This window comes from Microbacterium sp. JZ70 (genome assembly GCF_053903225.1).
Window position 1 is genome coordinate 571,061 of sequence record NZ_CP096405.1, and the last position, 26,459, is coordinate 597,519.

Genomic DNA, 26,459 nt, shown 5'->3' on the forward strand with positions numbered 1-26,459 from the left:
AGTCAGCTCCAAACTGGTGCAATAGGCTCGGGAAGACTTCCCCCAGGCCGCATGGCGCCGCCACGAACTGCACTGTGAGGCATCCGTGACCACTTCCGCGTCCGACCGACTGACCATCCTGCTCGGGTGCGACACGTTCTCGCCCGACATCAACGGGGCGGCCCGGTTCGCGGAGCGCCTCGCCGCGGGTCTCGTCCAGCGCGGACACGACGTGCACGTGAGCGCGCCGAACACGGCGTGGAAGCGCACGGCGCCGCGCACCGAGGTCATCGAGGGCCAGCCGATGACCCTGCACCGGCTGCCGTCGGTGCACCTGTGGTGGCACGAGTGGCTCCGATTCGTGTGGCCCTGGCGTTCGAAGCACTACGCGCGCCAGGTGCTCGACGCCGTGAAGCCCGACGTCGTGCACATCCAGTCGCACATCGTCATCGGCCGCGGCCTCGCCCGCGAGGCGCGCAAGCGCGGCATCCCCGTGATCGCCACGAACCACGTGATGCCCGAGAACATCGTCGACTCGACGAAGCTGCCGCCCGCCCTCAACCGCCTCCTCGTCAAGCTCGCGTGGGACGACGCCAAGCGCACGTTCGACCTCACCGCGGCGGTCACGACCCCGACGCGCAAGGCCGCCGACTTCCTCGAGGCGACGATCGACATCGCCGGCGTCATCCCCATCAGCTGCGGCATCGACAAGTCGCAGTACACGGCCGACCTCTCCCCCCGCACGGAGAACCGCGTCGTGTTCGTGGGGCGCATCACGACCGAGAAGCACGTGGACGTGCTCCTCCGCGCGATCGCGCGTCTCGATCCCGCCCTCGACGTCAAGCTCGACCTCGTCGGCGACGGCGACCAGCGCCCGCTGCTCGAGCGGCTCGCCGACGAGCTGGGGATCGCCGACCGCGTGACGTTCTTCGGCCACACGACCGACGAGGTGCTGCGCGACGCGCTCACGCGCGCCTCGGTGTTCGCGATCGCCTCGATCGCCGAGCTGCAGTCGATCGCCACCATGGAGGCCATGGCGTCCGGTCTGCCGGTCGTGGCGGCGAACGCCGTCGCACTCCCGCACCTCGTGCACGAGGGCGAGAACGGCTACCTCTTCGAGCCGGGCGACGTCGACGCGCTCGCGGCGCGGCTGACGGATGTGCTCACCGCGGCTCCCGAGGAGCGCGAGCGCATGCAGAAGGCATCCCTGCGGATGGTCGAGGCCCACGACATCACGCGCACGCTCGACACGTTCGAGGCGCTGTACCGGGGCGAAGCGCTCCCCGCCTGACGCCGTGCACATCGTCATCTTCGGCGACCAGCACGTCGAGACGCTGGGCGGGGCGCAGGTCTCGACGCGGCTGCAGCGCAGCTTCCTCGAGCGGGCGGGTCACGTCGTCACCGTCGTCGCGCCCCGGCGCTGGTCGCGCGACCCCGTGAACCGCGACGATCCCGCCTACCTCGACCTGCCGTCCGTGCCCGTCACGTGGGACCGCGAGTACTCGTTCACCTGGCCGGGCGCCTCGGCCGACGCGTTCATCGACCGCGCGCTGACCCGCCGGGTCGCAGAGGGCGCGCCGCTGCCCGACCTCGTGCACGTCCAGGCCGACTTCTGGAGCGCGTTCCTGGGGCATCGCCTCGCGCGGCGGCTCCGGGTTCCGGTCGTGCACACCATGCACAACCGGGTCGACGTCGGCATCGAGGCCACCGCGCCCTTCCCGGGTCTCGTCCTCCGGGCGCTCAACGCATGGCGACGACGCGCCCTCCCCGGCTCAGGACCGGGCGATGACGGATGGGCCTACCTGCGCGGCCTCGCGCGCGGTGCGTCGGCGGTGACGGCGCCCTCGCGCCACTTCGCGCGGCGGCTCGAGGAGCACGGGGTCTTCGCGCCCGTCGACGTCGTGTGGAACGGCATCGACGACGACGTCCGCGCGCGCGTGCTGCAGGCCGCCCCGATCCTCCGCGCCCCCGGGCGTCCGCGCTTCGTGTGGCTCGGGCGCATGTCGCCCGAGAAGCGGCTCCTCCCCGCACTCGAGGCCTTCGCCGACGCCGGCGTGCGCGCCGAGCTGGAGGTCATCGGCGGGGGGTTCGAGCTCGAGAAGGCGCGGCGACTCGTGGCGCAGCGGGGGCTCGGCGACCGCGTGCGGTTCGCCGGCCGGCTCCCCTACGAGCAGACTCTCGCGCGCATCGCTGCCGCCGACGCCCTCATCCAGACCTCGATCGGCTTCGAGACCCAGGGCATGACCCCGTTCGAGGCGGCGACCCTCGGCACGCCGTCGATCATCAGCGACCCCGACATCGCGGGCGAGTTCGACGGCGGCATCTGGGCGGTGCCCGCGCCCGACGACGAGCCGGGCCGGATCGCGGCGCTCGCCGCGGCCATCCGCACCGCCGCCGCCGACATCGCGGCCGGCACCGCGCCCGTCCCGACCGAGCGCGTCGCCCACGAGTTCCTGCAGTCGTCGCGCACGGCGGCGATGGTCGAGGTCTACGAGCGCGTGCTCGGCAGCTGACTCATCCCTGCACGGGGTTCACGCCGACCGTGTGCGCGCGCGTCGCGTCGGCTTCGGACCCGTCCGAGGGCGCGCCGCCGCCCGGGAGCACCGCCGCGGCGACGGCGGCTCCCGCTGCGACGACGAGGGCGGTGACGATGACGACGACGAGCATGGCAGGAACGCTACGGTTGTGCGATTCCTGCCGCGAGTGGCAGGATGGCCACAGATCGTCGCATTTCTGCCAACCGGAGCGCTCATGAAGACCGTCGCGTGCATCGTCCAGGAGGGGTTCGCCCCGTTCGAGTTCGGGCTGGCGTGCGAGGCGTTCGGCCTCGACCGCAGCGCCGACGGCGTGCCGAGCTTCGACTTCCGTCTCGTCTCCCCGACGCCCGGTCTCGTGGCATCCAACCTCGGGTTCTCGATCACGGTCGACGCCGACCTGTCCTTCGCCGACGAGGCCGATCTCGTCGTCGTCACCCCGATCCCCCGGTCGTCGTGGGGCGCCGTCGACGAGCGCGTGTGCGAGGTCATCCGTCGCGCGGTCGCACGCGGAGCGTGGGTGCTCACCGTCTGCAGCGGCTCGTTCGTCGTCGCGGCCGCGGGCGTGCTCGACGGGCGCAGGGCGACGACGCACTGGATGTACGCCGACACGATGCGGCGCATGTACCCGCGCATCGAGGTCGACCCCGACGTCCTCTTCGTGCAGGAGGGCCGCATCATCACGAGCGCGGGCACGGCGGCGGGTCTCGATGCCTGCCTGCACCTCCTTCGCCAGGAGATCGGGGCCGAGCTCACGAACCAGATCGCGCGGCGGATGGTCGTCCCGCCGCAGCGCGACGGCGGCCAGGCCCAGTTCATCCTGAACCCGCTGCCGGCGGAGGCGAGCCTGTCGCTCGCGCCGGTCGCCGACTGGGCTCTCGAGAACCTCCACCGCGAGCTGCCCGTCGACGAGCTCGCGCACCGTGCGCACATGTCGCCGCGCACGTTCGCGCGGCGGTTCAAGGCCGATTTCGGCACGACGCCGGCCGCGTGGCTCGCGCGCCAGCGGGTCATCCAGGCGCAGCGCCTGCTCGAGCGGACGGACTGGGGGCTCGACCGCATCGCGGCCGACTGCGGCTTCGGCTCGGCCGCGGTGCTGCGCCAGAACTTCTCGCGCGTGCTCGGGATCTCGCCGGCCGCGTATCGTGCGCGCTTCGCGTGCCCCGAGATGGCAGACGGCGACGAGCGGATGGCCGCAGGGGCCGATCCGCTCGTCGCCGCGTAGCGCGGGGCGTCAGCTCGCGATCGAGATGATGCCGGTCAGGGCGAGCGTGATGAGGGTCGTCCAGCCGACGATCGCGATGCCCTGCCAGAAGAGGATGCGCGCGCGGCCCACGCCGGCGGCGGCGAGCATCGTCGCGGTGAACTGCGTCGGCAGGAGGAGTGGGCCGAGGAGGCTCACGCCAGGGACGCCGTAGCGCACGAGCGCCCGCTGGAACTTCTCCCTGCGGGGCGACGCAGCGGGGGCCGCGACGGCGGTGCCGCCCTCGGTGATCGCGCCGCCGCCCGCGGCGACCGCCACGCGCTCGCGGTGCCGCGTCACGATCGCGCGTCGGGTGCCCGAGCCGAGGAGCACGAGCGCGGCGACGCAGAGGAAGTTGCCGATCGCGCCGGCCGCGGCGGCGATCGCCGGGTGGATGCCGCCGATGATGCCGATCGCCGCGGCTCCCTCGCCCTCGATGAACGGGACGGCGCCCGCGAGGGCGACGATGAGCGGCTGGACGAGCTCCGGGACCTGGGCGACGAGGTTCTGGAAGGTCTCGATGAGGTTCATGCTGTGCTCCTGTCGGCTGTGCTGCGGAGGGGTCTCTCCGGCGATGTCTCCACTCCATCGCGCCGCGGCCGATCGCGGCAGTGCCGAGGTGTCACCGGAGTGCGGGAGAGCTGCACGCGCAGGGGGTGACATCTGTCACGGCCGTACTGTGGTGAGAGTGAAGGCGACATCGGGGGACGCGCGTCGGGGCGCGATCGATCTGACGCGCGGCATCGCCGCGACATGGTGGTACACGATCAGCGCGGTGATCTTCTTCGAGGCCATGATCGCCCTGCTCTGGACGACGACCTGGACCGTCGCGAGCGGGGCCGCGTGGCAGGGGCTCCTCGCCGGAGCCGTCGGCGTCGTGTGGGTCGCGTGCACCGTGCCCCTCCTCCTCGTGCATCGGTCGCGCAGCGAGTCGGACCCGCTCGTGGCGCAGCGCCTCGTGCCGCTCGTGCTCGTCGCGGCCGCATCGGGCGCGGTCCTCGGCGTCCTGACGCACAGCTGGCTCCTCGGCCTCCTGCTCCCCGCGCACGCCGTGGTCCTGCTCAACTGGTCTCGCGGCGTCCGCCTGCGCCTCGTCATGGCGATGACGGCCGCGCTCGCGGCGGCATGGTGGGTCGACGCGCGCGGCGGCGGGGGCATCCTCGCGGTCGAGGGGGCGCCGATGCTCGCGGCCTTCTGCGTCATGCTGCCGGGAGTGGCCGTCCTGTCGCTGTGGTGGTGGGATGTGCTCGTCGCGCTCGACCGCGCGCGCGTCGCGGAGTCGCGGCTCGCGGCGACGCAGGAGCGGCTCCGGGTCGCGACCGACGTGCACGACCTCCAGGGGCACCACCTCCAGGTGATCGCGCTGCAGCTCGAGCTGGCCGAGAAGCTCATGGATCGCGGCGAGACCGGCGCGGCGCTCGAGCAGGTGCGGGCCGCGCGGGTGAGCGTCGCGGATGCCACGCAGGGCACGCGCGACCTCGCGACGCGCTTCCGGTCGGCGCCGCTGTCGGATGAGCTCGCCAACGCGCGCGACCTCCTGCAGGCCGCGGGGGTCGCGGCGGCGCTCGAGATGCCCGCGGATGCCGACGAGGCGCCTGGCGCCGTGCTCGGGCCCGTCATCAGGGAGACCACGACCAACGTCCTGCGGCACGGCGGGGGGCGGATGGCGCGCCTCTCGCTCGCGCGCGTCGACGGCGCATGGCGCTACGAGATCGCGAACGACCGCGCAGGGGCCGCCGAGGCGCGCGACGGCGCCGGCCTCGAGGGGATCGGACGCCGTGTCGCCGAGGTCGGCGGGCGTCTCGACGTTCGACGGGACCCCGACGCGTTCGCCGTCGTGGTGGAGGTTCCCGAGGAGGTCGTCCGATGATCCGCGTGCTGCTCGCCGACGACGAGGCGATGATCCGCTCCGCGCTCGCGGCGCTCCTGCGCCTCGAGAACGACATCGAGGTCGTGGCCGAGTGCGCCGATGGCTCCGAGGCGGTCGCGGAGGCGCTGCGCGTCGAGCCGGACGTCTGCCTCCTCGACCTCGAGATGCCGGGTCTGGACGGCGTCGAGGTCGCCGCGCAGCTGAGCCGGCGCATCGCGACGCGGTGCGTGGTCGTCACGCGCCATGCGCGGCCCGGCGTGCTGCGCCGCGCGCTCTCCTCGGGCGTCGCGGGGTTCCTGCCGAAGTCGCGCGGCGCGGGCGAGGTGGCCCAGGTCATCCGGCGGGTCGCGGCCGGCGGCCGGTACGTCGACCCGGAGATCGCGGCCGACGCCCTCGCGGACGAGCGCTGCCCGCTCACCCCGCGCGAGCTCGACGTGCTGCGCGTGGGACGACGCGGCGAGACCACGGGGCAGATCGCGCGTTCGCTGTCTCTCGCGCCGGGCACGGTCCGGAACCACATCTCGGTGATCCTCGGCAAGCTCGGGGTCGAGACACGGCAGCAGGCCGTGCTCATGGCCGAGGAGAGCGGCTGGATCTGAGCCGCGCCCTTCCCCGCGGGTCAGGCGGCTGATAAACTTGAGTCACTTCGACTCAGGTTTAGAGTCACCGTGACTCAGGGAGGACAGGAATGCAGGCGAACCAGATGCCGCAGCAGGAGGAGCAGCAGAGCGCCCTCGAGCAGTTCGGCATCAACCTCACCGAGCGCGCCAAGCAGGGCAAGCTCGACCCCGTGATCGGCCGTGACAGCGAGATCCGCCGGGTGAGCCAGGTGCTCACGCGGCGCACGAAGAACAACCCCGTGCTGATCGGCGAGCCCGGTGTCGGCAAGACCGCGGTCGTCGAGGGGCTCGCCCAGCGGATCGTCGCCGGCGACGTCGCCGAGAGCCTCAAGGGCAAGGAGCTCATCGCCCTCGACATCTCCGCCCTTGTCGCGGGCGCGATGTACCGCGGCCAGTTCGAGGAGCGCCTCAAGAAGGTGCTCCAGGAGATCACGGAGTCCGAGGGCCGCGTCATCACGTTCATCGACGAGCTGCACGTGCTCATGGGCGCGGGCGGCGGCGAGGGGTCGGTGGCCGCGGCGAACATGCTGAAGCCGATGCTCGCCCGCGGCGAGCTGCGCATGATCGGCGCGACGACGCTCAACGAGTACCGCGAGTTCATCGAGAAGGACGCCGCTCTCGAGCGCCGCTTCCAGCAGGTCTACGTGGGCGAGCCGAGCGTCGAGGACACCGTCGCCATCCTCCGCGGTCTCAAGGAGCGCTACGAGGCGCACCACAAGGTCGCGATCTCGGATGGCGCGCTCGTCGCGGCTGCGGGGATGTCGCACCGGTACATCCCGAGCCGGCAGCTGCCCGACAAGGCCATCGACCTCATCGACGAGGCCGCGTCGCGGCTGCGCATGGAGATCGACTCCGCGCCGCTCGAGATCGACGAGCTGCGCCGGCACGTCGACCGCCTGAAGCTCGAGGAGCTCGCGCTCAAGAAGGAGAAGGACGCCGCGTCGAAGGACCGGCTCGAGAAGCTCCGCGAGACGCTCCGCGAGGAGGAGGCGCACCTGAAGGGGCTGCAGGAGCGCTGGGAGGCCGAGCGCGCGTCGCTCAACCGCGTCGGCGACCTCAAGACCCGGCTCGACGCCGCACGCAGCGAGGCCGAGCGCGCGCAGCGCGAGGGCAACCTCGAGCGCGCGTCGCGCCTGCTCTACGGCGAGATCCCGGGTCTCGAGCGCGAGCTCGCGGATGCCGAGAAGGCCGAGCGCAGCGACGAGCGGATGGTCGGGGACCAGGTCACCGACGCCGACATCGCGTCGGTCATCGCGGCGTGGACGGGCATCCCCGTCGGGCGCCTGCTGCAGGGCGAGACGGAGAAGCTGCTCCACCTCGAGGCCGAGCTCGGCAGGCGGCTCATCGGTCAGAAGGAGGCCGTGAAGGCCGTCTCCGACGCCGTCCGGCGCTCGCGTGCGGGCATCAGCGACCCGAACCGGCCCACGGGGTCGTTCCTGTTCCTCGGCCCCACGGGCGTGGGCAAGACCGAGCTCGCGAAGGCGCTCGCCGAGTTCCTCTTCGACGACGAGCACGCCATGGTGCGCATCGACATGTCGGAGTACGGCGAGAAGCACTCGGTCTCGCGCCTCGTCGGCGCCCCTCCGGGCTACATCGGCTACGAGCAGGGCGGGCAGCTCACCGAGGCGGTGCGCCGGCGGCCCTACAGCGTGGTGCTTCTCGACGAGGTCGAGAAGGCCCACCCCGAGGTCTTCGACGTGCTCCTGCAGGTCATGGACGACGGACGGCTGACGGACGGCCAGGGCCGCACGGTCGACTTCAAGAACGTCATCCTCATCCTGACCTCGAACCTGGGATCGCCGATCCTCATCGATCCGACGATCTCGGCCGAGGCCAAGCGCGAGCAGGTGATGCTCCTCGTGCGGCAGGCGTTCAAGCCGGAGTTCGTGAACCGTCTCGACGACATCGTGATGTTCCAGGCCCTCAGCCAGGACGACCTCGCGCAGATCGTCGAGCTGCAGGTCGACGCGCTGCAGGAGCGGCTGGGCGACCGTCGGCTCACGCTCGCGGTGACGCCGGATGCCCGCGCCTGGCTCTCCGAGCGCGGCTACGACCCGGTGTACGGTGCGCGGCCGCTGCGCCGCCTCATCCAGCAGGAGATCCAGGACCGCCTCGCCATGGCCATCCTGTCGGGCGGCGTGCATGACGGCGACACAGTGCGCGTCGACGTCGACGCCGCGGGCGACCACCTCGCGCTCGTCAGCGAGGGCCAGTAGGTCCGGCCGAACGCACGGAGCCGGCCCCGGGAGGATTCCCGGGGCCGGCTCCGTGCGCTCGTCAGGTCAGCGCGCGTCGACGATGACCGTCTCGGCGAGCGGACGGCGCTCGCGCGGCGCGGTCTCGCGCTCGCGGAGCGCCTCGGGGAGGGCGTCGACGTCGCCGAGCTCGCCGAGCGCGACCACGGTCGTCGGGGCGAAGCGCGCGTCGAGCGAGAAGCGCTCGCGCACCACCTCGGGGTCGAAGCCGCTCATCTGGTGGACGACGAGGCCGTCGTGGTGGGCCTGCACCGAGAGGTGCGCGACGGCCTGGCCCAGGTCGTAGACCGCGTGCGAGTTCGCGCGGCCCTCCTCGTTCGCCGTCTCGGCGACCGCGACGATGAGGACGGCGGCGTTCGCGGCCCAGAGCTGGTTGAACTCGACGAGCGACTCGACGACGGCCGCATGCTCGGCCGTGCCGCGGCGCGCGACGATGAACCGCCAGGGCTGCACGTTGTAGGCCGACGGGCTCCAGCGGGCGGCCTCGAGGGCGCTCGCGAGCTTGGCCTCGTCGACGGCGCCGGTCGCGTCGTAGGCGCGCGGGCTCCAGCGGTCGGCGAGGACATCGAGGACGGGGTGGTCGGTGGCCGCGGTGCGGTCGAGGGTCGTGGCGCCCATGGCGTGCTCCTTGCTGGTCGGTGGACTCGGTGGGCGCCGTTGCCCGATGGGAGAGGGAACCTCCGCGGGGACGATTGTATTCCGGCGCATGCTCTTCGCCGCGAGCCGACGCAACACGCGGAAACGCGAGACGCCGCCGCCCGCGAGGGCGACGGCGTCTCGCGCGTCGGGCTCAGCCCTTCAGAGCGTCCTTGAGCTTGACGCGCGCGCCCATCCGCAGTAGCGAGTTCTCGTAGATCTTGGCGCCGAGCGCGATCACGAGCACGCACGAGCCGAGCAGCACGACGAGCGAGAGGAGCGGTTCCCACCACTGCGCCTCGTTGAAGAAGAGGCGCAGCGGCATCCCGACCGCGGCCGAGAACGGCACGTACGACAGGATCGTCATGACGAGGGGGTTGTCGCCGAGGAAGATGACGAGGAAGTACGGGATCATCGTCAGGTAGATGAGCGGCGTGAGGGTCGGACCCGAGTCCTCCTGCCGGGAGACGAGCGAGCCCGCGGCGGCGAACATGGCCGCGAGCAGGATGAATCCGAAGAGGAAGAACACGGCGAACCAGACCATGGGCGCGCCGAGCCCCTGGAGGAACTCCGTCTGCCCCGTCACGATGAGTCCCACGACGGCGACCGCGATGAGCACCACGATCTGCGCGAGGGCGAGGATGGTGTTGCCGAGCACCTTCCCCGCGAGCAGGACGCGGGCCGGGATCGCCGAGATGAGGATCTCGACGACGCGGGTCTGCTTCTCCTCGATCACGCTCTGCGTGATGGGGGTGCCGAAGGACATCGCGGCCATGAAGAAGACCATGCCGAACACGATCCCGAGGATGTAGCGCAGGGGGCCCTCCTCCCCCGCTCCCGCATCCAGCAGCTCGACCGTCGGCGACAGCGACAGCGCCGCGATGACCGACGCCGGCGCCTCGCTCTGCGCCATGACGGTGACACCGGTCGGCGACGCGTCGTCCTGCACGGCGGCCGCATCCACCTCGCCCGCTGCGACGAGCTGCTCGGCCTCGGCTCGATCGTCGACCTCGATGACCTCGAGGGCGTCCGCCGCGCTCAGCTGCGCGGCCACGGCCTGCGTCGCGGCGACCGGCGTCGTGCCCCCTCCTGCGGCCGAGAAGCCCATCCACAGCACCGCCGCGAGGGCGCCGAGCACGAGGATGGCGGTCGAGATGAGGAACGCCTTGCTGCGCAGCTTCGCGGCGAGCTCGCGCTCGGCGACGAGCCACACGCTCTGCGCGGTCGTGGGGGCGGGCGCCGGGGTGCGGTGCGTCGACCGCACGCTCGTGGGGGTGCTCACTGGATGACCTCCTTGAAGATCTGGGAGAGCGAGGGGTGCTGGGGCGCGAAGCTCGCGACCGCCCCGAGGTCGACGGCCTTGCGCAGCACGCGCTGCGCCGTGTCGTCGGAGTCGACGTCGAAGACCGCGAAGCCGCCCGCGAAGTCGACCACCTGCACGCCGGGCTCGCCGCGGAGCCAGCCGGCATCGCCATCCGACACGAGCTCGTAGCGGTTCGTCGCGTGCTGCTCGCGGAGGGCGTCCCGCCCGCCGGCCGCGCGGATGGTGCCGCCCGCGATGATGACGAGGTCGTCGCACAGGCGCTCGACGACGTCGAGCTGATGCGACGAGAACAGCACGGAGACGCCGTCCGCCGCGCGCTGCTGCAGGACCGACGCGACGGTCTCGACCGCGAGCGGATCGAGCCCCGAGAAGGGCTCGTCGAGGATGAGCACGCGCGGCTCGTGCACGAGCGACGCGGCGATCTGCGCGCGCTGTTGGTTGCCGAGCGAGAGGGTCTCGACGTTGTCGCCCAGGCGCTCGGCGAGGCCGAGCTGCTCGAGCAGGTCGGTGGCCCTGCGGGTGGCCTCCGCCCTGCCGAAGCCGTGCAGGCGGGCGAGGTAGACGATGTGGTCGAGGACCTTCATCTTGGGGTACAGGCCCCGCTCCTCGGGCATGTAGCCGAAGTTGCGGCGCTCCTCGGGCGTGAGCGGCGCGCCGTCGAGCGTGACCTCTCCCCCGTCGCGGGCGAGCAGGCCGAGGACGATCCGCATCGTCGTCGTCTTGCCCGCGCCGTTGCCGCCGACGAAGCCCGTGAGGCGGCCGGGCGCGACGTCGAACGAGACGTCGTCGAGCACCTGCCGCTCGCCGTATCGCTTGGTGATCCCGCGCAGTCTCAGCATCCGCGCTCCCTTCCTCATCGTGTGCTTCACACGCTACGGACGGGCGCGGAGGCGCGCGTCCCCCGCGGGGAGGAACGCGCGCCTCCGTCGCGCGGGGGAGCCGCCTCCCGCGCGAGGCGTCAGGTCAGCCCATGCCGGTGCGCGTATACGACGGCGGCGACACGGTCGCGCGCACCGAGCTTCAGCAGCAGGTTCGACACATGGGTCTTGACGGTCGCCTCGCCGATGTACAGCTCCCGGGCGATCTCGCTGTTGCTCATGGCCCGGGCGAGCAGCCGCAGCACCTCGAGCTCGCGCTCCGTGAGACCCGCCGCAGACGGGTCCGCAGGGCCTGCGAACGCGGCAGGGGCGGACGCCGTGTGCCGCTCGATGACGCGCCGCGTCACCTCGGGAGCGAGCAGAGCGTCGCCTGCGGCGACGACCCGCACGGCGCCCACGAGCTCCTCGGGACCCGCATTCTTGAGCAGGAATCCACTGGCACCGGCGTCGAGCGCGGAGAAGAGGTAGTCGTCGCGGTCGAAGGTCGTCACGATGACGACCTGAGCCGCCGTTCCGGCCGCGACGATGCGGCGCGTGGCCTCGATGCCGTCCATGTCGGGCATCTGGACATCCATGCAGACGACGTCGGGGCGCAGCTCGGCCGCGCGGGCGACCGCCTCCTCCCCCGTGGCCGCCTCCCCCGCGACGTCGATCCCCGACGCCTCGAGGATCATCCGGAAGCCGGCGCGCATCGTGGCGTGATCGTCGACGAGCAGGACGCGGATGGGCGAGGTCATGACGAATCCTCCTCTGCGGTGACGGGCGAGGCCAGTGGCACGGTCACGCGCACGAGGTAGCCGCCCTGCTCGCGCGGTCGGAGCTCGAGCTGGCCGCCCGAGGCGATCGCGCGCTCGCGCATCCCCAGCTGGCCGAGGCCTGGACGCGCATCGAGCGCGACGCGGCCGGTGTTGACGACCTCGAGCTCGACGGCCTCCGGGGTGTAGCGCACGCGCATCTCGGCGCGGGCGTCGGGGCCGCCGTGCCGACGGGCGTTGGTGAGCGCCTCCTGCGCGATGCGGTACAGGTTGACCTGCACGAGGTCGGGGACGGGCACCGGGTCGCCCACGACGACGTGCCGCGTGGGCGTCCCCGACGCGGTCATCACCTCCGCGAGGGCGGGCAGCCCCTCGAGGGTGAGCGTCGACGGCGCGCCGACCGCGAAGTCGGGATCGCCGTCGAGCGACCGGAGGGTGTCGAGGAGGTGGCGGAGCTCCGCGATCGCCGAGCGCGCCGACTGTTCGACGACCGAGAGGGCGCGGCGCGCCGCCTCCGGGTCCCGCTCGATCACGGTGCGGGCGGCCCCCGCCTGCACCCCCATGGCCGAGACGTGGTGGGCGACGACGTCGTGCAGCTCGCGCGCGATCCGCACGCGGTCGAGGGCGACCGCCTGGGCCGCGGTGAGCTCGCGCTCCTCCTCGAGCTCGCGCGTGCGCCGCTGGAGCACCGCGCGGTCGCGCGCGGCGGCATATGCCCGATTGCCCATATAGTAGGCGCCGCCGAAGTACGCGGCGTTGATGAGCCACATGAGCAGCATGTAGGCGATGTACGGGGAGAGCCCGCCCGGGAAGTTCTCCTGGAGCGCTTCCGTGTCGGTCGCGCCGACGAAGGTCGTGACGAGCAGCCACACGAACATGCCGACGATGATGACGACGCGCGCGAGCGCGGCCCGGCGTCGATCGTCGACCCAGGCGCCGATCGTGAACATGCCGATGAACATCGTCACCTGGCTGACGTAGATCTCCGGAACCTGGAACGACGTGGCCACGAAGTACGCGGTGCAGATGACGGCCGCCACCGTGACGGGAAACCGTCGGCGCAGCGCGAGCGGCAGGGTCATGAACACGCTCGCGAGGAGCGACCACCCGGCGTTCTCGGGCTCCGTGAGGTACGCGCCGGAGACGGCGGTCAGGGCGATGCTCACGATGGCCGCGCCGAAGAGCGCGACCGCGAGGATCGCGTCCTTGCGCAGGTCCCGTGGCGTGACGCGCCGATTCAGCGGCTCTGATTCGTCGATCTCCGCCTCGGGCTCGGCGGGCGCGGTCGTGGCGGTCATCCCTCCACCGTAGGCATTCTGCGCCGTCCAGACATCCGTCGCGAGACGGAAGAACTTGCTCTTGACAAGCGTGCTTGCTTTTAACAAGCTGGTGCCGTGCCGCACAGAGGCGGCGCGAAACAGACCAGAGCGATACGCGAGGAGCACACCGTCATGGCCACTCACATCTTCGTCAACCTGCCCGTCACCGACCTCGACCGCGCGAAGGCGTTCTACGAGTCGCTCGGGACGACGATCGTCCCCGAGTTCACCGACGAGAACGCCGCGTGCGTGAAGTGGGACGAGAACGTCTTCTTCATGGTCCTCAAGAAGGAGTACTTCGCGACCTTCACGTCGAAGTCGGTCGTGCTCGGCTCGGAGGGCGCGCAGGTCATCACCGCGCTCAGCCGCGACTCCCGCGAGGACGTCGACGCGATTCGCGCGAAGATCCTCGAGGCCGGCGGGTCGGAGAACAAGGATCCCCAGGACTACGGCTTCATGTACTCCGTGAGCATGGCCGACCCGGACGGCAACATCATCGAGTTCCTGTGGATGGACCCGGTGGCGGCGGAGAAGGGCCCCGAGGCCTTCTTCGCCGAGCAGGGAGCCTGATCGCTTGGCAGCACGCAGCTACGGGCAGTACTGCGGCGTGACGACGGCCGTCGAGCTGGTCGGGGAGAGGTGGGCGCTGCTCATCATCCGCGACCTGCTCGTCGGCCCTCGGCGCTACACCGATCTCAAGCAGGGCCTGCCCCGGATCCCCACGAACATCCTCAGCGCGCGGCTCAAGGAGCTGCAGGCGGGGGGCGTCGTGCGTCGCGTGCCCATCGCGCGCTGCGGGCTCGTCTACGAGCTCACGCCGTACGGGCGCGAGCTCGAGCCGATCGTGCTCGCGCTCGGACGCTGGGGATTCCAGAGCATGGGGGAGCCGGAGGAGGGCGACGCCGTGACGCCGGACTCGCTCACGATGGCTCTGCGCACCGCCTTCCGCCCGGATGTCGCCGCGACTATTCCGAGCACGGCATATGAGCTGCACGTCGGGGACGTCGTGCTCCGCGCCGACGTCGCGGGCGCCCAGCTCGCGGTCGCGCAGCTCGCACCGCCCATGCCGCCCGTCGGCGGGGCGGCGCCGAGCGGCGAACCGGACGCCGTCATCGTGGCGGGTCCGGGCATCCGCGGCGTGATCTCGGGCGAGATCGCGCCGCAGGACGCGATCGATCAGCAGATCGCGCACCTCCTCGTGGGCGACGTCTCGCACCTCGAGCGCTTCGCGAGGACCTTCCACATCGACCCCGGCCGCTCGACCGCCACGGCGGAGGCGGCCTGACCCCAGGAGGAGCTCATGGACGAGCAGACGAGCACGCGAGGCCGCATCCGCATCGACCTCTTCACGACCCTCGACGGCGTCGCGCAGGCGCCCGGCGGCCCCGAGGAGGATCCCTCGGGCGCGTTCCCCTTCGGCGGCTGGCAGGCGCCGCTGTTCGACGAGACCGTCGGCCGCGAGGTCGGACAGGCGATCGACGCCATGGATGCGCTGCTGCTCGGCCGGCGCACCTACGACATCTTCGCCGGCTACTGGCCGCAGCACACGACGGGTGAGAACGGGCCGATCGGGCGGAAGTTCGACGCCGTGCCCAAGTACGTCGCCTCCCGCGGCGAGCCCGACCTGTCCTGGCAGGGGAGCGCGCGCATCGGCGACGATCTGGAGGCCGACATCGCGGCCATCCGCTCCCGTCACGCCCTCACCGCCGTGATCGGCAGCGTCGACTTCGTGCAGACGCTGCTCTCGCGTCAGCTCTTCGACGAGCTCTGCCTCTGGGTGTACCCGGTCGTGCTCGGCCGCGGGAAGAAGGTCTTCCCGGATGGCGCGGTGCCGGCGACCCTGCGGCTCACGGCGCCGCCGGTGGCGGGGGAGAGCGGAGCGGTCCTGCTGCGGTATGCGCCGGTCGATCTCGAGGTGCGAACCGGGACCTTCGACTGAGCGATGGGAGGGCGCGCGCGCCGATAGGCTCCTCCGGTGGAGTTCACAGCGCGGCGCATCCTCATCGCCGGGGTGTCCGGCTCGGGCAAGTCGACGCTCGCCGCGCGCATCGCGGAGCGGACGGGCATCCCGCACGTCGAGCTCGACGATCTCCACTGGGGCCCTGGCTGGCAGCCCCGGCCGACGTTCGCTGCCGATGTCCGCGACCTCGCGGCGCGCGACGCGTGGGTGACGGAGTGGCAGTACGCGGGCGCGCGGCCTGTCCTGCTCGCCCGCGCGCAGGCGGTGGTCTGGATCGACCTGCCCACGCGCGTCACGATGGCGCGCGTCATCCGCCGGACCATCCGGCGCCGGATCCGGCGCGAGCGCCTGTGGCGGGCGGGGAACATCGAGCCGCCGATCCTCTCGGCGCTCGTCGACCCCGAGCACATCGTCCGGTGGGCGTGGCGCACACGCGACAAGTACCGCACGGGCGAGGACGCGCTGCCCGCGCGCCTCGAGAGCCGACCCGACGTGACGCTCGTGAGGCTGCGCACCGCGCGCGAGGTCGCGGACTGGCTCGACGCGCTCGGCTGATCAGCCGAAGATCATCGGCACGTCGTCGTCCTCCGCAGGGGAGAGGTCGAGGTCCACGACGACGGGCACATGATCGCTCGGGGAGTCGCCCTTGCGCTCCTCGCGCTCGATGAACGCGCCCGTGACGGCGTCGGCGAGCGCCCGGGAGCCGAGGATGAAGTCGATGCGGATGCCCTGGTCACGCGGGAACTTCAGGCGCTGGTAGTCCCAGTACGTGTAGCCGGAGGGGACGAGCGGGCGGACGACGTCGGAGACGCCGGCGGTCTCGAGCGCGAAGAAGGCGTCGCGCTCGGGCTGCGAGACGTGCGTCGAGACACCCGGCACGATGTCCGGGTCGCCGTTGTCCTCGTCGAACGGGATGATGTTGAAGTCGCCCACGAGCGCGAGCGGGAGGTCGGGCTCCGCCGCGAGCTGGGCGCGCGTCGCCTCGCGGAGCGCCTCGAGCCACCGCAGCTTGTACTGGTAGTGGGGGTCGTTCAGCGAGCGGCCGTTCGGGACGTAGAGGCTCCATACGCGCACGCCTCCGACGAGCGCCGAGATCGCGCGCGCCTCGTGCGGAGCGTCGTCGCCGTCGTACCCCTTCTTGAACCCGGGCATCCCCGCGAAGGCGTGCTGCACATCCTCGAGGGGCTCGCGACTGGCGATCGCGACGCCGTTCCACTGATTGAGCCCGTGCGCCTCGACGTGGTAGCCCGCCGCCTCGAACGCGGCGTACGGGAACTGCTCGGGCTTGCACTTGATCTCCTGCATGGCGAGCACGTCGATGTGCTGGCGCTCGGCGAACGACACGATGCGGTCGACGCGCGCGCGGATCGAGTTCACGTTCCAGGTGGCAAGGCGCATGCTCCCAGCCTATTTCCCGCCGCGGACACGGCCGTCGCTCCGCGGGCCGTGGCTTGGCGGGGTCGCTTGTCGGGGGCGTCGCCCTGTCCGGGGCGCGACTTGCGTCCCGAATCGGCGGTTGGGGGCCGCGAACTGCGACCTGGGCGGGGTGGGTGCTGTTCGGGTCGCGGTTTGCGTCCTGAATCGGCGGTTGGGGGCCGCCAATTGCGACCTGGGCGGGGTTGGTGCTGTTCGGGTCGCGACTTGCGTCCTGGATCGGCGGTTGGGGGCCGCCAATTGCGACCTGGGCGGGGTGGACGCTGTCAACGGAGCCGTCGCCGTCCACCGCGGCAGCCCATCGTCTCTAAGCTGGAGCGCATGGCCATCGCATCCACGCCCGAACTCGAAGCCGACCGCCAGGAGCTCATCCGGCTCATCAAGGAGGACGCGGTCTTCCACGGCGACTTCACGCTCTCGAGCGGCAAGAAGGCCACGTACTACGTCGACATGCGCAAGCTCACGCTCGATCACCGCGCGGCACCCGCGATCGGCCGCATCATGCTCGACCTCATCCGCGATATCGACGGCGTCTCGGCGGTCGGCGGGCTCACGCTCGGTGCGGACCCCATCGCCAATGCGGTCGTGCACGCCTCGGTGGCTGCGGGCACACCCGTCGACGCCTTCGTCGTCCGCAAGGAGCCCAAGGACCACGGTCGCGGGCGCCAGATCGAGGGGGCCGAGGTCGAGGGCAAGCGCGTCGTCGTGCTCGACGACACCGTGACCACGGGCGGATCGCCGCTCAAGGCGGTCGAGGTCCTGCGCAGGGCCGGAGCCGAGGTCGTCGCGGTCGCAACGATCGTCGACCGCCGCACGGGCGCCCAGGAGCGCATCGAGGCCGAGGGCCTTCAGTGGCTCGCGGCCGTCGACCTCGACGACCTGGGGCTCGAGGCGCAGTAGCCTCGTCCGGCGGCGCCCGCGGTCGCCGCTACGCTGTGGTTGCCCGCGCCACGGGCCATCCAGAGGAGCACCCATGACCCGCATCGCGCTCGCCGTCGACCTCGGCGGCACCAAGATCGACGCCGCACTCATCGACGACGAGGGCGCGATCCTCGCGCCCAGCCGGAACCGTCGACCCACGGGGCCCGCCATCACGCCCGACGGCCTCCGCGCCGCTGTGGCCGACGTCGTCTCCCATGCGCTCGCGCATCTGCCCGACGGCGCGGAGTTCGCCGGCGCGGGCATCGGCAGCGCGGGCCCGATCGACCTCGCGAGCGGGTCCATCCATCCCGTCAACATGCCGGGCGTGCACGGCTTCGCGCTCGTCGAGGCCGTGCGCGACGCGGTCATCGCGTCCAGCGGGGAGTTCGACCCGGTCGTGCGCCTCCGGCACGACGGCGGCTGCCTCGCGCTCGCCGAGTCGTGGCTCGGCGCCGCGGCGGGCGCGCGCACGTCGCTGTCGCTCGTCGTGTCGACAGGGGTCGGCGGGGGAGTGGTGATGGGCGGCATCCCGATCGGCGGCGCCTCCGGCAACGCCGGCCACCTCGGCCAGATGCACGTCGGCGAGCTGACCGTCGAGGAGATCGCGGCGGGCCCGGCGAGCGTCCGCTGGGCGCAGCTGCAGGGATGGCACGGCGAGACCGGCGAGGACCTCGCGCGCTCGGCAGCGGAGGGCGACCGCATCGCCCGCGCGGCGATCGAGCGGTCGGCGAAGACGGTCGGCCAGGCGCTCGCCGACGCGTCGTCGCTGCTCGACCTCGAGGTCATCGCGATCTCCGGCGGCTTCTCGAACGTGTCCGACGACTACGTCGACCTCGTCGCGGCGGCGCTGCGCGACTGGGCCGCCCTGCCGTACGCGCAGCGCACCCGTGTCGTCCGCAGCGCGCTCGGCGGCGATGGGCCGATCATCGGCGCCGCCGCGCTCGTGCTGCGCGCCTGACCCGTACGCGGAATCGGAGTGCTGGGGCTGGTGAAGACCCGCGGGACCGACACGCGCACACGCGCCCCGGCCATCCGAATCCGGTGACGCGGCGACCCGCCGACCCGCCGACGCCGCGACCCCGCTCAGGCGCGGCGGTAGGCGGCGCGCATGCGCGGCGTCGTGAGGAGCGCGCCCACGCCCAGCATGAGAGCGGCGAAGGCGAGCTGCTCGACTGTCATCCAGAGCGGGTAGATCCCGGGGATGGCGGCGATCGCCAGGGTGACGCACGGGAAGATGAACGAGAACAGGCGCATGCGCGAGTAGGCCCAGTACCAGCCCTGCTCGGCGCGGAACGAGAAGTAGCCGAGCCCGCCGGTGAGTCCGAGCACGACCGCGCTGCGCATCCACACCATGAACGGCTCCGGCATGCCCTGCATGGTGAGCCAGAAGGCGATCCCGAGCGCGCTCACGCCGAGCATGATCGCGACCCCGAGGAGCACGCGCACGACGAGCCAGTCGCGATGCAGGGTCGGATCGGCGAGGCGCACGGCGGGCACGCGGATGTCGCGCTGGCGCCCGGCTGCGAGTCGGTCGATGCGCAGCAGCACCTCGTTCAGACTCACGTCTGAGATCGTACCCGCGGGTCTGCGGCGGACCCCGGGAGGAGCCTCGACGTCGAGACGCCGCCGCGCCGCCTAGTCTGTGGAGCATGAGCGACCCGCACGCCCGCGAGCCCGTGGCCGCCGACTCCCGCCTGGAGCGGACGGTCGGCAATCGCGTGCGGCACCATCGGCTCGCCGCCGGCCTCACGGCGAGCGACCTCGCCGCGCGCTCGGGCCTGTCGCCCGCGATGATCTCCCGCATCGAGTCGGCGACCACCTCCGCAAGCCTCACGACCATCCATCGCCTCGCTCGCGCCCTCGAGGTGCCCGTCGCCTCGCTCTTCCGCGGCGCGGACGCACCGCGCGCCGCGATCGTCGTCAAGGCAGGTGGGGGCACGGAGTCTGTGCGTGCGGGAAGCCGCCAGGGGCACCGCTACGCGAGCCTGGGAAACCTGCTGTCGACGAGCGGACCCTCCCTCGAGCCGGTCATCGTGACGCTCAACGCCGAGGCGGCCGAGTTCCCTCTCTACGAGCACGCCGGCATCGAGTTCCTCTACATGCTCGAGGGCGCTGTCCTCTTCCGCCACGGTGACGACGAGCACGTGCTCGAGGCGGGGGATTCCATCCTCCTCGACGCCGAGACCCCGCACGGCCCGACGGCCGTGATCGCCGGTCCTGCTCGCTTTCTGTCGGTCAATCCGGCAGGCGCCTGACACACGCGTGTAACACCGGACGTTTTACTGTCGGTAAATTAGTTGCGTTGGCCGCAAGATGGCAGACGCGCATGCGCCGGACCCACCCTGTCCGACGACGACCGATCGTCCTCTGGAGCACCCGTGCCCGAAAGCACCCTGTCCCGCGTCGCCATCTGGGACGGCACCCGCCCTCTGGGCGCCGGCCGCCTGTCGTGGAACGGCGACGAGATCATCGCCGTCGAGGCCGAAGCGGCGGACGAGACCCCGCGCTACGCGGTCATCCCCGGGCTCATCGACACCCACGTCCACCTCGGCGGCTACGCCGGCCCGGGCGAGCAGCCGTGGGGATCTCCCTGGTCGCTCGTCACACCCGATGCCGAGAAGGTCTTCCACATCGCGGCACAGGCTCAGCGCGCGATGCGCGCGGGCGTCACGACCGTGCGGGACCTCGCGGGCGACGCGCTGCAGCTCGCCGTGAGCCGGGTCTTCGACGACGGGGTGCAGGTCGGCCCGCGCGTGCGGGTCCACGGCCAGGTCGGCATGACGGCCGGGCACGGCGACCTCTTCATCCCGCCTCACTACCCGCATCGCGCTCCCGTGGCCGACAGCCCAGACGAATGCCGCAAACTCGTGCGCCAGTGGGCTCGCCAGGGCGCGCACGGCATCAAGATCTACGCGTCGGGCGGCGTGCTCTCGATGGGGGACCGGGTCGGATGGCGGAACCAGACCGACGAGGAGATCCGCACGGTCATCGACGAGGCGCACGCACTCGCGATGCCCGTCGCGGCGCACAGCCATGACGCCGCGAGCGCACGCCGCGCGCTCGAGGCCGGCGTCGACTCGATCGAGCACGGCACGGGGCTCGTGCCGGAGCTGTGGCCCCTGGTCACCGGCCGCGACGTGCCCGTCGCCCCGACGCTGCTGATCAACGACCGGCTCGCGGATGGCACGGTGCCCGTGAGCGCCGAGGCGCGCGAGAAGGCGGCGGCGGTCGTCGCCGAGCGCGACGCGAACTTCGCGGGCGCCGCCCAGGCGGGCGTGCGCTTCGTGCTCGGCACGGATGCGAACGGCGTCATGGTGCGCTTCGGCGAGCAGCACGCCGAGGTGCGCCTGATGGCGCGCATGTTCGGCTGGTCTGCCGAGCGCGCCCTCGTGTCCGCGACGAGCGACGCGGCCGACGCGATCGGGATGGGCGACCGCATCGGCCGTCTGCGGCCCGGTTTCGCCGCCGACTTCGTCGTGGTCGACGGCCGTCCGTGGGAGGACGCCTCGCACATCGACGTCGACCGCATCGTCGCCGTCGTCTCCCGCGGACGCCTCGTCGCCGGCTCCCTGCCCTCCTGACCCCCCTGCACCACCTCCCCTCGAGAGGATCCACCGTGAACTCATCACCTACGCGCCGCGCGGCGCTCGTCGCCGGCTCCGTCTTCGCGCTCGGCGCGCTCCTCGCTGGCTGCGCCGCGGGCGGCTCCGAGTCCGAGGGCGGCGGCACGCTCGTCTTCGCCGTCGAGACCGACCCGAGCTGCATCGACCCCCAGCAGCCCACGGTGACCCAGGCGCTCTACATCGGGCGCCAGGTCGTCGACTCGCTCGTCGACCAGGATCCGGAGACGGGCGAGATCGTCCCGTGGCTCGCGGAGTCGTACGAGTCGGCCGACGACATGACCTCCTTCACGTTCACCCTGCGCGACGACGTCACCTTCAGCGATGGGACGGCACTCACGAGCGACGTCGTCAAGGCGAACTTCGACGCGATCGTCGAGATGTCGGCGGATGGCTCGACGGCGACGCTCGCCGGCCAGTACCTCGCGGGGTACAGCGGCACGGAGGTCTCCGACGACCAGACGTTCACCGTGTCGTTCGACGCTCCCAACGCCGCGTTCCTGCAGGGAGCGAGCACGATGAGCCTCGGCATCGTGTCGCTCGCCACCACGGAGGAGACGCCGGAGGCGCGCTGCCAGGATGGCGTGATCGGCACCGGGCCGTTCGTCTACGACTCCTACGCACCCAACAGCGAGGTCTCGATGGATCGTCGCGAGGGCTACGCCTGGGCGTCTCCGCTGCGCGGTCACGAGGGCGACGCCTACCTCGACCGCATCGAGTTCGCCGTCGTCACGGAGGACAGCGTGCGCGTGGGCGGGCTGCAGTCGGGCGAGTTCGACATCGTCGGAGAGCTGCCGTACGCCGATGAGCCCCGCATCTCGCAGGAGGGCTACTCGATCTACGCGAAGGCGAACCCGGGCATCCCGACGAGCCTCATCCCCAACCTCGAGAGCGCCGTCCTCGCCGATGACGCCGTGCGCCAGGCCATCCAGCTCGGCATCGATCGCTCCGAGATCACCGAGACGCTCGGCTATGCCGGCGGTGACGTCCCGACCAGTGCGCTCTCGAGCGGCACCTCCGGATACACGAGCCAGGCGGATGCTCTCGCCTACGACCCGGACGCCGCCATCGCGGTGCTCGAGGCGGCCGGCTGGACGGAGGGAGCGGACGGCATCCGCGAGAAGGACGGCCAGCGTCTCACCTTCACGGCGACCGGCTTCTACGAGCAGCAGATGATGGAGCTCATCCAGCTGCAGCTGAAGGAGATCGGCGTCGACATGCAGATCGACTTCACCGACGCCGGCGGGTTCTTCGGCGCGATCGCGGAGCGCAGCTACGACGTGCTGTTCGCGGCGCTCACGCGCACCGGCCCCGACGCGCTCGCCGTGATGTTCGAGCAGGCAGCGCCGTCGCACTGGGCCGTCGTGGACGACGCCGACCTGGAGGCGATGCTCGTCTCGCAGGCGGCGACGAGCGACGAGACCGCGCGCCAGGCCATCCTCGACGACATCCAGGCGACCGTGATCGACCAGGGCTACCTCTTCCCGATCCTCGAGGTCTATCAGCTGCACGCGTCCCAGCCGGAGGTGACGGGCTTCGCGTTCGACTCGGCGTCGCGCTTCCACCTCTACGATGTGGAGCTCGGCTGACATGACCGCTGCGGGAACGTCACGGGGCGCCGACCTCCTCAGGCGGATCGTCGCGCCCCTCCTCCAGTTCGTCTTCGTGGTCTGGGCGACCTACACCGTGACGTTCCTGCTCATCCGCGTCCTGCCCGGCGATCCCGTGCTCGCCGCGCTCGCGGTGCAGTCGGGAGACGCGACGACCGTCGACCCCGAGCAGCTCGCGGCGCTGCGTGAGGAGGCCGGGCTCGCGGGCGGCCTCCTCGAGCAGTACCTCTCGCAGCTCGGCGGACTCCTCACGGGAGACCTCGGCACGTCGCTCGCCACGGGGCGGCCGGTCGCGCAGATGATCGCGGACGTCGTGCCGGGCACACTCGTCGTCGCGGCGCTCGCGCTCGTCATCGGGGTCGCGATGTCATTGGCCATCGGCTTCCTCGCGTACCTTTCGCCGTGGCGCTGGCTGCGCGAGACCCTCGTCCAGCTGCCGCCCCTCGGCGTCGCCGTGCCTGCGTTCGTCACGGGGCTCGTGCTCATCAGCGTGTTCTCGTTCGGGCTCGGATGGCTGCCCGCCTCGGGCGCGCGCTCGCCGCTCAGCGTCGTGCTTCCCGCCGTCACGCTCGCCTTCCCCGTCGGCGCCATCTTCTTCCAGGTCTTCTCCGCGGCCATCCGCGAGGCCGAGTCGAGCGCGTACGTCTTCACGGCCGATGTGAAGGGCCTCTCGCGACTCGCCGTCTTCGGGCGGCACATCCTGCGGAACGCGCTGCTGCCGTCGGTGACGAGCATCGGCCTGCTCATCGGCTTCCTCGCCGGTGGAACGGCGGTCGTCGAGACAGTGTTCTCGCGCGACGGCATCGGGCGCGTCGTCGTCGCCGCCGTGCAGGCGCGCGACGTCAACGTCATCCAGGGCGTCATCATCGTCGTCGCGGTGGTCTACGCGCTCGCGGCGCTGCTCGTCGACCTGTCGTACCCGCTGCTCGATCCGCGGCTGCGCCCCCGCGGGCGGACGCGCGCCGTGCGCGCGGAGGCGGCTCCCGCGGTCGCCGCGGTCGACACCCCCGCTCGGAAGGAGGAGCTCCGATGAGGGCCCGCCTGCTGCGTCCGACGACGCTCCTGTCTCTCGCGATCGTCGCGCTCGCCGCGGTCATGGCCCTTGCGCCGCAGCTGCTCGCGCCCGGCGATCCGCTCGCGGGAGATCCGTCCGTCCGTCTCCTCGCGCCGGGCGGCGGGCACCTCTTCGGCACCGACGCGCTCGGCCGAGACGTCTACACGCGCGTCGTGCACGGGGCCTTCCTGTCGCTCGCGGCCGCGACGGCCGCGGTGCTCGTGGGAGGTCTCGTCGGGGGAGCGGTCGGCCTCGTGTGCGGCGCCCTGCGCGGACGCGCGGGGCGCGTCGTCGACTTCATCGTCATGCGGTTCGTCGACGTGCTCATCGCCGTGCCCGGCATCCTGCTCGCTCTCATCGTCGTCGCCACGCTGGGGTTCGGCCCGTGGAGTATCGCGCTCGGCGTCGGCCTCGGCGCCGCCGGCAGCTTCGCCCGCGTCATGCGCGCGCAGGTGCTGCGCGTGCGCGGCGAGGAGTACGTCGAGGCGGCGGCGACGCTCGGCGTGCGCCCTCTCGCGGTCCTCGGCCGGCACATCCTGCCGAATGCGATGCGTCCTGTGCTCGCGATGGCCGCACTCGAGCTGGGCACGGCCATCCTGTCGGTCTCGACGATCAGCTTCCTCGGGTTCGGCGCGCAGCCGCCCTCGCCGGAGTGGGGCGCCCTCGTCAGCGACGGCCGCGACTACATCGCCACCGCCTGGTGGCTGACGGTGCTCCCGGGTGCCGTCATCGTCTGCGTGGTGCTCGCCGTCACCCGCATCGCGCGCGTGATCGGAGTGGAACGATGAGCGACGACATCCTCCGGGTAGAGGGCCTCCAGGTCGCCTACCGCACCGGGCGGCGCGAGGTGGAGGCGGTGCGCGGCGTCGATCTGCGCGTGCCGCGGGGAGGCATCGTCGCGCTCGTGGGCGAGTCGGGCTCGGGCAAGAGCAGCGTCTCGCAGGCGCTCGTGCGCCGACTGCCGGAGAACGGACGGATCGCCGGCGGTGCGGTGCGCTTCGCGGGCCTCGACCTCGCGCGGGTGCGCGAGCGAGAGCTGCGGCGCATCCGCGGCGGACGCATCGGCTTCGTGCCGCAGGACCCCAACGCCTCTCTCAACCCCGTCCTGCGCATCGGCGAGCAGATCGCCGAGGGCCTGCGCCTGCACGTGCGGATGACTCGGGCGGATGCCGCCGCGCGCGCCGTCGAGATCCTCGGCGAGGTGGGTCTGTCGCGCCCGGAGCTGCGCGCGCGCCAGTACCCGCATGAGCTGTCGGGCGGCATGAAGCAGCGCGTGCTCATCGGCATGGCGTGGAGCTGCGACCCGGAGCTCGTCATCGCCGACGAGCCCACGAGCGCCCTCGATGTCACCGTGCAGCGCCGCGTGCTCGACCAGATCGAGGAGCTCGCGTCGTCTCGCGGCACCGCCGTGCTGCTCGTGACGCACGACCTCGGCGTCGCGAAGGACCGCGCTGACCGCGTCGTCGTGATGCAGCAGGGGCTCGTCGTCGACGAGGGCACGACCGACGAGGTGCTGGGATCCCCGCGCACCGGCTACACGCGCGAGCTCGTCGCGGCGGCGCCGGGGCTCACCAGTCGTCGCCTCGAGCCGACGATCGTCGGCGACTCGACGCCGGCGCCCGACGGGCCGCCGCTCCTCGAGATCGAGGGCCTGCGGAAGACGTTCGGCGACGTCGTCGCAGCCGACGACGTCTCCTTCGCGGTGCCGGAGGGCGAGACGGTCGCACTCGTGGGCGAGTCGGGATCGGGCAAGACGACGACGGCGCGTATGGCCGCGCGCATCGTCGACGCCGACGGCGGGCGCATCCTCTTCCGAGGCGCTGACATCACGGCCCTTCGCGGCGCGGGGTTGCGCGAGTGGCGGCGCGAGGTGCAGGTCGTCTACCAGAACCCGTTCGGCAGCCTCGACCCGCGGATGAGCATCGAGCGGATCGTCTCCGAGCCGCTGCGCGCCTTCGGCATCGGCAGCAGGGCGGAGCAGGCTCGGCGCGTGCGCGACCTCCTCGCCTCCGTGCGGCTCCCCGGTGACGTGGCCGAGCGCCTGCCGGCCGAGCTCTCGGGGGGACAGCGGCAGCGGGTCGCGATCGCCCGGGCGCTCGCGCTGCAGCCGAAGATGCTCGTGCTCGACGAGCCCGTCTCGGCACTCGACGTCTCGGTGCAGACGCAGATCCTGCAGGTTCTCGTCGACCTGCAGGCGCAGCTCGGGCTCGGCTACCTGTTCATCACGCACGACTTCGGCGTCGTCCGGCAGATCGCCGACCATGTCGTGGTGATGCGGGCGGGGCGCGTCGTCGAGCAGGGACCCGCGTCCCGAATGCTCGTGACTCCTGGTTCGGATTACGCCCGCGAGCTGCTCGAGGCCGTGCCGGGGAGCGTGCCGTCGCGACGATGACCTGAGACGCTCAGTCGTCGTCGCGGTTGCGGCGGATGTACTGCCAGACGAACGC

27 protein-coding genes are annotated in these 26,459 nt (G+C 72.0%); 18 read left to right on the forward strand and 9 right to left on the reverse strand.

Features of this window, described 5'->3' with window-relative positions; translation table 11 throughout:
- Positions 1-85 precede the first annotated feature (85 nt).
- On the forward strand, positions 86-1,270 hold the full coding sequence (locus M1D46_RS02565; RefSeq protein WP_456286506.1) for a glycosyltransferase: 1,185 nt from the start codon (positions 86-88) through the stop codon (positions 1,268-1,270).
- Between the two features lie 4 nt (positions 1,271-1,274).
- Positions 1,275-2,492, forward strand: coding sequence for a glycosyltransferase (locus M1D46_RS02570; protein WP_456286507.1), 1,218 nt, complete (start codon positions 1,275-1,277; stop codon positions 2,490-2,492).
- A 1-nt stretch (position 2,493) separates the two neighbouring features.
- Here M1D46_RS02570 and M1D46_RS02575 read toward each other — a convergent pair whose 3' ends face one another.
- Positions 2,494-2,646 (reverse strand): hypothetical protein, encoded by a 153-nt coding sequence (locus M1D46_RS02575; RefSeq protein WP_456286508.1) that lies wholly within the window; start codon positions 2,644-2,646, stop codon positions 2,494-2,496.
- A gap of 84 nt (positions 2,647-2,730) precedes the next feature.
- Here M1D46_RS02575 and M1D46_RS02580 point away from each other — a divergent pair, with 84 nt between their 5' ends.
- The gene (locus M1D46_RS02580; RefSeq protein ID WP_324013260.1) at positions 2,731-3,738 is read left to right on the forward strand and encodes a GlxA family transcriptional regulator; all 1,008 of its coding nucleotides are present in this window, start codon (positions 2,731-2,733) and stop codon (positions 3,736-3,738) included.
- Positions 3,739-3,747: 9 nt separating this feature from the next.
- On the opposite strand, the gene M1D46_RS02585 is transcribed toward M1D46_RS02580, so the two are convergent.
- On the reverse strand, positions 3,748-4,287 hold the full coding sequence (locus M1D46_RS02585) for a small multidrug efflux protein (RefSeq protein ID WP_271172559.1): 540 nt from the start codon (positions 4,285-4,287) through the stop codon (positions 3,748-3,750).
- A gap of 157 nt (positions 4,288-4,444) precedes the next feature.
- Here M1D46_RS02585 and M1D46_RS02590 point away from each other — a divergent pair, with 157 nt between their 5' ends.
- The 3 genes from M1D46_RS02590 (at position 4,445) to M1D46_RS02600 (ending at position 8,462) form a co-directional block, all read left to right on the forward strand.
- Positions 4,445-5,626, forward strand: coding sequence for a sensor histidine kinase (locus tag M1D46_RS02590; protein WP_456286509.1), 1,182 nt, complete (start codon positions 4,445-4,447; stop codon positions 5,624-5,626).
- Positions 5,623-6,225 carry a response regulator transcription factor gene (locus M1D46_RS02595; protein WP_324013255.1) on the forward strand — a complete coding sequence of 201 codons (603 nt, stop codon included), beginning with the start codon at positions 5,623-5,625 and terminating at the stop codon, positions 6,223-6,225. Before M1D46_RS02590 ends, M1D46_RS02595 begins: the two co-directional genes overlap by 4 nt.
- Before the next feature lie 89 nt (positions 6,226-6,314).
- Positions 6,315-8,462, forward strand: coding sequence for an ATP-dependent Clp protease ATP-binding subunit (locus tag M1D46_RS02600; RefSeq protein WP_271172562.1), 2,148 nt, complete (start codon positions 6,315-6,317; stop codon positions 8,460-8,462).
- A 66-nt stretch (positions 8,463-8,528) separates the two neighbouring features.
- Here M1D46_RS02600 and M1D46_RS02605 read toward each other — a convergent pair whose 3' ends face one another.
- From M1D46_RS02605 to M1D46_RS02625, 5 genes are all read right to left on the reverse strand, one after another.
- Positions 8,529-9,119: a nitroreductase family protein gene (locus tag M1D46_RS02605; RefSeq protein ID WP_456286510.1), complete on the reverse strand. Its 591-nt coding sequence runs from the start codon at positions 9,117-9,119 to the stop codon at positions 8,529-8,531.
- 172 nt (positions 9,120-9,291) lie between these two features.
- Positions 9,292-10,419, reverse strand: coding sequence for an ABC transporter permease (locus M1D46_RS02610; protein ID WP_456286511.1), 1,128 nt, complete (start codon positions 10,417-10,419; stop codon positions 9,292-9,294).
- Positions 10,416-11,300, reverse strand: a complete 885-nt coding sequence (locus tag M1D46_RS02615; RefSeq protein WP_456286512.1) for an ABC transporter ATP-binding protein — start codon at positions 11,298-11,300, stop codon at positions 10,416-10,418. Before M1D46_RS02615 ends, M1D46_RS02610 begins: the two co-directional genes overlap by 4 nt.
- A gap of 119 nt (positions 11,301-11,419) precedes the next feature.
- Positions 11,420-12,076, reverse strand: a complete 657-nt coding sequence (locus M1D46_RS02620) for a response regulator (RefSeq protein ID WP_271172566.1) — start codon at positions 12,074-12,076, stop codon at positions 11,420-11,422.
- Positions 12,073-13,392, reverse strand: coding sequence for a sensor histidine kinase (locus tag M1D46_RS02625; protein WP_421074813.1), 1,320 nt, complete (start codon positions 13,390-13,392; stop codon positions 12,073-12,075). The genes M1D46_RS02620 and M1D46_RS02625 overlap by 4 nt, the downstream gene beginning before the upstream one ends.
- 153 nt (positions 13,393-13,545) lie before the next feature.
- Between M1D46_RS02625 and M1D46_RS02630 the strand changes: the two genes are divergently transcribed.
- Genes M1D46_RS02630 through M1D46_RS02645 form a run of 4 tightly spaced genes read left to right on the forward strand, consistent with a single transcriptional unit; the run spans position 13,546 to position 15,928 of the window.
- Complete coding sequence (locus tag M1D46_RS02630; protein ID WP_271172568.1) at positions 13,546-13,983, forward strand: VOC family protein; 438 nt, start codon at positions 13,546-13,548, stop codon at positions 13,981-13,983.
- Positions 13,984-13,987: 4 nt separating this feature from the next.
- Positions 13,988-14,698 (forward strand): winged helix-turn-helix transcriptional regulator, encoded by a 711-nt coding sequence (locus M1D46_RS02635; RefSeq protein ID WP_456286513.1) that lies wholly within the window; start codon positions 13,988-13,990, stop codon positions 14,696-14,698.
- A 15-nt stretch (positions 14,699-14,713) separates the two neighbouring features.
- Positions 14,714-15,352, forward strand: a complete 639-nt coding sequence (locus M1D46_RS02640) for a dihydrofolate reductase family protein (RefSeq protein ID WP_456286514.1) — start codon at positions 14,714-14,716, stop codon at positions 15,350-15,352.
- A gap of 36 nt (positions 15,353-15,388) precedes the next feature.
- The gene (locus M1D46_RS02645; RefSeq protein ID WP_456286515.1) at positions 15,389-15,928 is read left to right on the forward strand and encodes an AAA family ATPase; all 540 of its coding nucleotides are present in this window, start codon (positions 15,389-15,391) and stop codon (positions 15,926-15,928) included.
- Here the strand turns inward: M1D46_RS02645 and M1D46_RS02650 are convergent, their stop codons facing one another.
- The gene (locus M1D46_RS02650; protein WP_271172572.1) at positions 15,929-16,771 is read right to left on the reverse strand and encodes an exodeoxyribonuclease III; all 843 of its coding nucleotides are present in this window, start codon (positions 16,769-16,771) and stop codon (positions 15,929-15,931) included.
- 357 nt (positions 16,772-17,128) lie between these two features.
- On the opposite strand from M1D46_RS02650, the gene pyrE reads away from it, so the two are divergent.
- Positions 17,129-17,707, forward strand: coding sequence for an orotate phosphoribosyltransferase (pyrE, locus tag M1D46_RS02655; protein WP_456286516.1), 579 nt, complete (start codon positions 17,129-17,131; stop codon positions 17,705-17,707).
- Positions 17,708-17,780: 73 nt separating this feature from the next.
- On the forward strand, positions 17,781-18,686 hold the full coding sequence (locus tag M1D46_RS02660) for an ROK family protein (RefSeq protein WP_456286517.1): 906 nt from the start codon (positions 17,781-17,783) through the stop codon (positions 18,684-18,686).
- A gap of 125 nt (positions 18,687-18,811) precedes the next feature.
- Here the strand turns inward: M1D46_RS02660 and M1D46_RS02665 are convergent, their stop codons facing one another.
- Positions 18,812-19,291, reverse strand: coding sequence for a hypothetical protein (locus M1D46_RS02665; RefSeq protein ID WP_324013243.1), 480 nt, complete (start codon positions 19,289-19,291; stop codon positions 18,812-18,814).
- Between the two features lie 86 nt (positions 19,292-19,377).
- On the opposite strand from M1D46_RS02665, the gene M1D46_RS02670 reads away from it, so the two are divergent.
- From M1D46_RS02670 to M1D46_RS02695, 6 genes are all read left to right on the forward strand, one after another.
- The gene (locus tag M1D46_RS02670) at positions 19,378-19,983 is read left to right on the forward strand and encodes a helix-turn-helix domain-containing protein (protein WP_271172576.1); all 606 of its coding nucleotides are present in this window, start codon (positions 19,378-19,380) and stop codon (positions 19,981-19,983) included.
- A 123-nt stretch (positions 19,984-20,106) separates the two neighbouring features.
- Complete coding sequence (locus tag M1D46_RS02675) at positions 20,107-21,309, forward strand: amidohydrolase family protein (RefSeq protein ID WP_456286518.1); 1,203 nt, start codon at positions 20,107-20,109, stop codon at positions 21,307-21,309.
- A 35-nt stretch (positions 21,310-21,344) separates the two neighbouring features.
- Entirely contained in the window at positions 21,345-22,937 is a 1,593-nt protein-coding gene (locus tag M1D46_RS02680) for an ABC transporter substrate-binding protein (protein WP_456286519.1), read from the forward strand.
- 1 nt (position 22,938) lies between these two features.
- Positions 22,939-23,991 (forward strand): ABC transporter permease, encoded by a 1,053-nt coding sequence (locus M1D46_RS02685; protein WP_456286520.1) that lies wholly within the window; start codon positions 22,939-22,941, stop codon positions 23,989-23,991.
- On the forward strand, positions 23,988-24,800 hold the full coding sequence (locus M1D46_RS02690) for an ABC transporter permease (protein WP_456286521.1): 813 nt from the start codon (positions 23,988-23,990) through the stop codon (positions 24,798-24,800). The genes M1D46_RS02685 and M1D46_RS02690 overlap by 4 nt, the downstream gene beginning before the upstream one ends.
- Positions 24,797-26,404 carry a dipeptide ABC transporter ATP-binding protein gene (locus tag M1D46_RS02695; RefSeq protein ID WP_456286522.1) on the forward strand — a complete coding sequence of 536 codons (1,608 nt, stop codon included), beginning with the start codon at positions 24,797-24,799 and terminating at the stop codon, positions 26,402-26,404. Before M1D46_RS02690 ends, M1D46_RS02695 begins: the two co-directional genes overlap by 4 nt.
- Positions 26,405-26,459 lie beyond the last annotated feature (55 nt).

Excerpts from the sequence above, each read along its gene's own strand:
- M1D46_RS02660 (WP_456286517.1), top strand. The coding sequence starts at position 17,781 with ATGACCCGCATCGCGCTCGCCGTCGACCTCGGCGGCACCAAGATCGAC.
- M1D46_RS02685 (WP_456286520.1), top strand. The coding sequence starts at position 22,939 with ATGACCGCTGCGGGAACGTCACGGGGCGCCGACCTCCTCAGGCGGATC.
- M1D46_RS02695 (WP_456286522.1), top strand. The coding sequence starts at position 24,797 with ATGAGCGACGACATCCTCCGGGTAGAGGGCCTCCAGGTCGCCTACCGC.
- pyrE (WP_456286516.1), top strand. The coding sequence starts at position 17,129 with ATGGCCATCGCATCCACGCCCGAACTCGAAGCCGACCGCCAGGAGCTC.
- M1D46_RS02640 (WP_456286514.1), top strand. The coding sequence starts at position 14,714 with ATGGACGAGCAGACGAGCACGCGAGGCCGCATCCGCATCGACCTCTTC.
- M1D46_RS02620 (WP_271172566.1), bottom strand. The coding sequence starts at position 12,076 with ATGACCTCGCCCATCCGCGTCCTGCTCGTCGACGATCACGCCACGATG.
- M1D46_RS02630 (WP_271172568.1), top strand. The coding sequence starts at position 13,546 with ATGGCCACTCACATCTTCGTCAACCTGCCCGTCACCGACCTCGACCGC.
- M1D46_RS02600 (WP_271172562.1), top strand. The coding sequence starts at position 6,315 with ATGCAGGCGAACCAGATGCCGCAGCAGGAGGAGCAGCAGAGCGCCCTC.
- M1D46_RS02650 (WP_271172572.1), bottom strand. The coding sequence starts at position 16,771 with ATGCGCCTTGCCACCTGGAACGTGAACTCGATCCGCGCGCGCGTCGAC.
- M1D46_RS02625 (WP_421074813.1), bottom strand. The coding sequence starts at position 13,392 with ATGACCGCCACGACCGCGCCCGCCGAGCCCGAGGCGGAGATCGACGAA.
- M1D46_RS02580 (WP_324013260.1), top strand. The coding sequence starts at position 2,731 with ATGAAGACCGTCGCGTGCATCGTCCAGGAGGGGTTCGCCCCGTTCGAG.
- M1D46_RS02670 (WP_271172576.1), top strand. The coding sequence starts at position 19,378 with ATGAGCGACCCGCACGCCCGCGAGCCCGTGGCCGCCGACTCCCGCCTG.
- M1D46_RS02575 (WP_456286508.1), bottom strand. The coding sequence starts at position 2,646 with ATGCTCGTCGTCGTCATCGTCACCGCCCTCGTCGTCGCAGCGGGAGCC.
- M1D46_RS02615 (WP_456286512.1), bottom strand. The coding sequence starts at position 11,300 with ATGCTGAGACTGCGCGGGATCACCAAGCGATACGGCGAGCGGCAGGTG.
- M1D46_RS02585 (WP_271172559.1), bottom strand. The coding sequence starts at position 4,287 with ATGAACCTCATCGAGACCTTCCAGAACCTCGTCGCCCAGGTCCCGGAG.
- M1D46_RS02595 (WP_324013255.1), top strand. The coding sequence starts at position 5,623 with ATGATCCGCGTGCTGCTCGCCGACGACGAGGCGATGATCCGCTCCGCG.
- M1D46_RS02690 (WP_456286521.1), top strand. The coding sequence starts at position 23,988 with ATGAGGGCCCGCCTGCTGCGTCCGACGACGCTCCTGTCTCTCGCGATC.
- M1D46_RS02605 (WP_456286510.1), bottom strand. The coding sequence starts at position 9,119 with ATGGGCGCCACGACCCTCGACCGCACCGCGGCCACCGACCACCCCGTC.